Annotated in this window: 3 protein-coding genes; all 3 read right to left on the bottom strand. The window is 71.8% G+C overall.

Annotation, left to right across the window (positions count from 1 at the left end):
- Nucleotides 1-13 precede the first annotated feature (13 nt).
- The gene (locus E1298_RS44435) at nucleotides 14-1,786 is read right to left on the bottom strand and encodes a chitinase (protein WP_131903395.1); all 1,773 of its coding nucleotides are present in this window, start codon (nucleotides 1,784-1,786) and stop codon (nucleotides 14-16) included.
- A gap of 10 nt (nucleotides 1,787-1,796) precedes the next feature.
- Nucleotides 1,797-3,377: a chitinase gene (locus E1298_RS44430; protein ID WP_165975956.1), complete on the bottom strand. Its 1,581-nt coding sequence runs from the start codon at nucleotides 3,375-3,377 to the stop codon at nucleotides 1,797-1,799.
- Between the two features lie 485 nt (nucleotides 3,378-3,862).
- Nucleotides 3,863-4,541: S1 family peptidase (locus E1298_RS44425; RefSeq protein WP_131903393.1), on the bottom strand; the 679-nt coding region annotated here is incomplete at its 5' end.

Raw genomic sequence — 4,541 nt, 5'->3', positions numbered from 1 at the left:
TCCCGGGGGTGGGTCACGGAAGGGCGTTGAGGAACGGCTCGTGGCTGTTCATGAACTCCCATTTGAAGTAGCGGTCCCAGTTGATGGACCAGGTCATGAGCCCGCGTATGGCCGGGGACGTCCCGCCGCGCAGCGTGTACGAGCCGCAGCCCTGCCCCTTGGCCAGGCAGTTGACGGCCTGCTGCACCTGGGCGGGCGCGGTGTGCCCGTTGCCCGCGCTGACGGCGGCGGGCAGCCCGATCGCGATCTGCTCGGGACGCAGCCCGGGGAAGGTGTGGCCGGTGTTGGCGACCGTGAACCCGGCCTTGATCATGTCGGTCATCGCGATGTGGAAGTCGGAGTCGCCCATCTGGTGATACCGGCCGTCCAGCCCGGTCACCGGACCGGAGTTGTAGTCCTGGACGTGCAGGACGGTCAGGGCGTCGCGCATCGCGTGGATCACCGGCAGGTACGCGCCGGTGCGGTTGTCGGCGCCGCCCGCGCCGCCGTAGAACTGGTAGCCGACCTGCACGAAGAACGTCTCGGGCGCCATCGTCAGGACGAACTTCTCGCCGTACTTGGCCTTGAGGGTCTTCAGCGCGGAGATCAGGTTGACGATCACCGGGGTGGTCGGGTTGCGGAAGTCGGTGTCGCCGGAGTTGAGGGACAGCGAGTGGCCCTCGAAGTCGACGTCCAGCCCGTCCAGGCCGTACCGGTCGATGATGGCCGAGACCGACCGGACGAACGCGTCCCGCGCGCCCGCCGAGGTGAGCTGCACCTGGCCGTTCTGGCCGCCGATCGAGATCAGGACCTTCTTGCCCTTGGCCTGCTTGGCGCGGATGGCGGCGGTGAACTCCTCCTCGCTCTCCACGTTCGGGCACTCGCTCGCCGGGCACCGGTCGAAGCGGATGTCGCCGGACGTGACGGACGTGGGCTCGCCGAACGCGAGGTCGATGATGTCCCACGCGTCCGGCACGTCGGCCATCCGGACGTAGCCGGAGCCGTTGGCGAAGCTCGCGTGCAGGTAGCCGATCAGCGCGTGCTTGGGCAGCCCGGTGTCGGCGCAGCCGCCGGTCGTCCCGCTGACGGGCCCGGACTTGGCCGACTCGCCCACGTCGTTGTAGGCGGCGACCGTGTAGCTGTGCGTGGTGCAGGCCGCCAGGCCCGACAGCGTGGCGCCGGTCCCGGTGACGGTCGCCCGCACGTCCGGGCCCTCGTAGACGCGGTAGCCGGTCACGGGCCCGGAGGCCGCGTCCCACGACAGCGCGATCGAGCGGTCGGTGACCTCGCCGAGCCTGAGCGTCGCGGGCGCGCTCGGCACGCCCGGCTGCGGGTTGCCGGGGCCGTCCAGCTCCACGTCGTCGGCGTTGTAGGCCCCGGCGCCGTACCAGCCGTGCAGGAAGATCTGAGCGGAGGTCTGCCCGGCGGCGGTGGTGAACGACAGCGTCAGCTTGGTGTAGGACGACGACGCCGGGGACCAGGTGGAGGCGCCGCCCGTCACGCCCAGGTACACGTAGTTCCCGCGCACCCAGGCCGACAGGGTGTAGGCCGTGCTCGGCCGCACGCCGACCGTCTGGGTGCACTGGCCGCTGTCGCCCGCCGTGACGCCGCCGGCGAGCGCGTACTTCCCGGTCCGGACGGGTGTGGACACCACCGAGCCGCCGCCCGAGCAGGACCAGCCGCTGAGCGTGCCGGTCTCGAACCCGGAGTTGGACAGGACGTTGTCCGCGCGCGCCGGGCCGGCGCCGGTGCCGGCCCCGACCAGCAGCCCCGCGACCAGGACCGCCAGGACCCAGATCTTCTTCACGACGGCCCCCCTACGGCAGGGTGTTGAGGTGCGGGCGGATGGTCCTGGCGAAGCCGCCGCCGTTGCTGGCGTCCCAGTTGACCGACCACGTCATCGCGCCGCGGATGTCGGGATAGGTGCGCGACGGCTTGAACGAGCCGCACCCGGTGCCCTTGGCCAGGCAGTCCAGCGCCTTGTTGACCAGGGACGGGGAGACGACGCCGCCGCCCGCCGCGCCCGGCCCGGCGGGCAGGCCCAGCGACACCTGGTCGGCGCGCAGCCCGCCCTCCAGCTGGATGCAGGCCAGCGCGGTCATGAAGTCGACCGTCCCCTGCGAGTACACCTTCTGGTCGCAGCCGAGCATCGTGCCGGAGTTGTAGTACTGCATGTGGACGACCGTGAGGATGTCCTTGATCTTCAGCGCGAGCTGGAAGTAGGACGCGCCGGTCGACTGCATGTCGATGGTCTGCGGCGCCATCGTGATGATCAGATCGCCCCCGGCCTTGCTGCGCAGCTGGCGCAGCGCCTGCTCCATGTAGGTCGGGTTGAGCCCGTTCTCCAGGTCGATGTCGACGCCGTCGAACCCGTACTGGGTCATCAGGCCGGAGACGGAGGTGGCGAACGCCGCCGCGGACGAGGAGTCGCCCACGCGGATGGAGCCCTTCTCGCCGCCGACCGAGAGGATGACCTTCCTGCCCTTCGCCTTGAGCGCCGTGACGTCGGCCTTGAACTGCGCGTCGGTGTAGCCGCCCAGGGCGGTCGACAGGCCGGGGTCGACCTGGAAGGTGACCTCGCCTGCCCGGGAGGTCGCCTCGCCGAACGCCACCGCGACCAGGTCGTACTCGCCCGGCACCTCCGACAGCTTCATCTCGCGGGCCGGGTTCACGAAGTTGTGCCAGTACCCGGTCAGGAAGTGCTTGGGCAGCGGCCCGGTCGCGCAGCCTCCGGTCGTCCCGGTGGCGGCCGCGCTCGCGGGCGACTCGCTGTCGGCGTTGTACGCCTTGACCGTGTAGCTGTGCGTCGAGCAGGCCGCCAGGCCGGAGATGGTGGCGCTGGTGCCGGTCACCGTGGCCCGCAGGTCGGAGCCCTCGTAGACGCGGTATCCGGTCGGCGTCCCGCTGGCCGCGGACCAGGACAGGCTGAGGGAGGAGTCCGTCCGTCCGCTGACGGTGGGCGAGCCGGGGGCGCCGAGGCCGCCCGGGACGCCGCCGGTGCAGGGGGCGCCGTTGAACGTGCAGTTCTGCGGGCTCCCCGGACCGTTCCCGAGGAAGCCGAACGTGACGGTCCCGCCGGGCGGGATCGCGGCGTTGTAGTCGCGGTTGCGGAACGTGTGGTGGGGTGGGGACGAGGTCGCCAGGGCGTCCCAGTAGGAGCCCATGGTCGTCCCGGACGGCAGATCGAACTCGACCTGCCAGCCGCTGACCGCGGTCGCGGACTTGTTGGTGAGGGTGAACCGGCCCTCCCAGCCCGAGCCCCAGTCGGAGGGCTTGGCGAACGTCGCGGTCGCCACGTCGGCGCGGGCGCCGAGCGGAACCAGGACGACGAGCAGGAGGGCGGCCAGGGCGCCGAGGACGACGGTGGGGACGAGTCTGAGAACAGAGCGGGGGCGCACACTCACTCCATGGGCACGTTAGGGAAGCTTGCGGAAGGTCCCCCCGAACCCCGAAACCAGTCGCGCGAAACCGACAGGAAGGTTTCCTATCAATTTGAGAGCACGTTAACCAGCGCTTGGTCGCCCGGCAAGACCCCGGCCGCACAAGCGCGCCGAGCTCGGGGAATCACCCCAGGTTGAACACTGAACCACCTCGGGCGACCGCGAATATTGGCACAAACAACGGAGAAACGGCCCTGCCGTCGGCGGGTTTTGGCCGCGATCCCGGCTACGGCGCCGCCCCGCCGTCGATGATCTTGACGCCGCGCCCCCGGCGGGTGCCGCAGGGCCCGGCGGCACGCACGCCGCAGGGCGCCCACCGGGGGGATGCGGTGGACGCCCTGACGACTCGCCGGGCGATCAGCGGGGGGCGAGCACGGGGCTCCTTCTGATCGCCGGCCCGGGGAGCGCGCGCCGCAGCGGTACGAGGCGGCGGGCGCCGGGGTTCAGCGCCGAGCGGCCGCGCCGCTGCCGATGATCTGCAGGATCTGGGCGCGGTAGGCGGTGACGTCGGTGTAGATCGCGGGTGAGACGCCGCAGGAGGCCGCGGTGCCACGGCTGGTGGCGCCGGCGAGCTGCCATGATCCGGGGCCGCCGGTCACCGCGGGGCCGCCGGAGTCGCCGTAGCAGGCGCCCTTGCCACCGCCGCCCTGGACGCACAGCTCGGTCTCCCCGGTGATGTCCGAGCACGACTCGTCCGCGATGATGCTGGTGTCGAGCTGGCGGAGTCCCACCGGGAGGCCGCCGCAGCCCTGGGTCGGGCAGGTCTGCCCCCAGCCGATGATCCGGGTCGCCGAGCCGACCGGCGCGCCGGCGGCGATGGGGACGGGCTTCGAGATCGCGGGGGTGGCCAGCTGGAGCAGCGCGATGTCCCCGTCGAGCGCCTGGCGGGAGGCGACCAGGTGCACCTCGCCGCCCGAGTTGTAGGTGGTGGTGCCGACCCGCACCCGGGCCGGCGTCCCGCAGTGCTCCGCGGTGACCACCCAGCGCGCGGCGACGAGCGAGCCGCCGCAGGAGTGGTTTCCCGACAAGTCCTGGAGGGACGCCATGAACGTGTAGGTCTCGCTCGCGGGCACACCGCCGACGATGCCGGTGGGGGGCGGTGGCGGGGGTGGTTCCGAGGCG

The sequence above is a fragment of the Actinomadura rubrisoli genome (assembly GCF_004349215.1).
In the GTDB taxonomy this organism is placed as follows: Bacteria; Actinomycetota; Actinomycetes; order Streptosporangiales; family Streptosporangiaceae; genus Spirillospora; species Spirillospora rubrisoli.
Note: the sequence above shows the minus strand (reverse complement) of the source record. Positions and strands in the feature narration are given on the sequence as shown.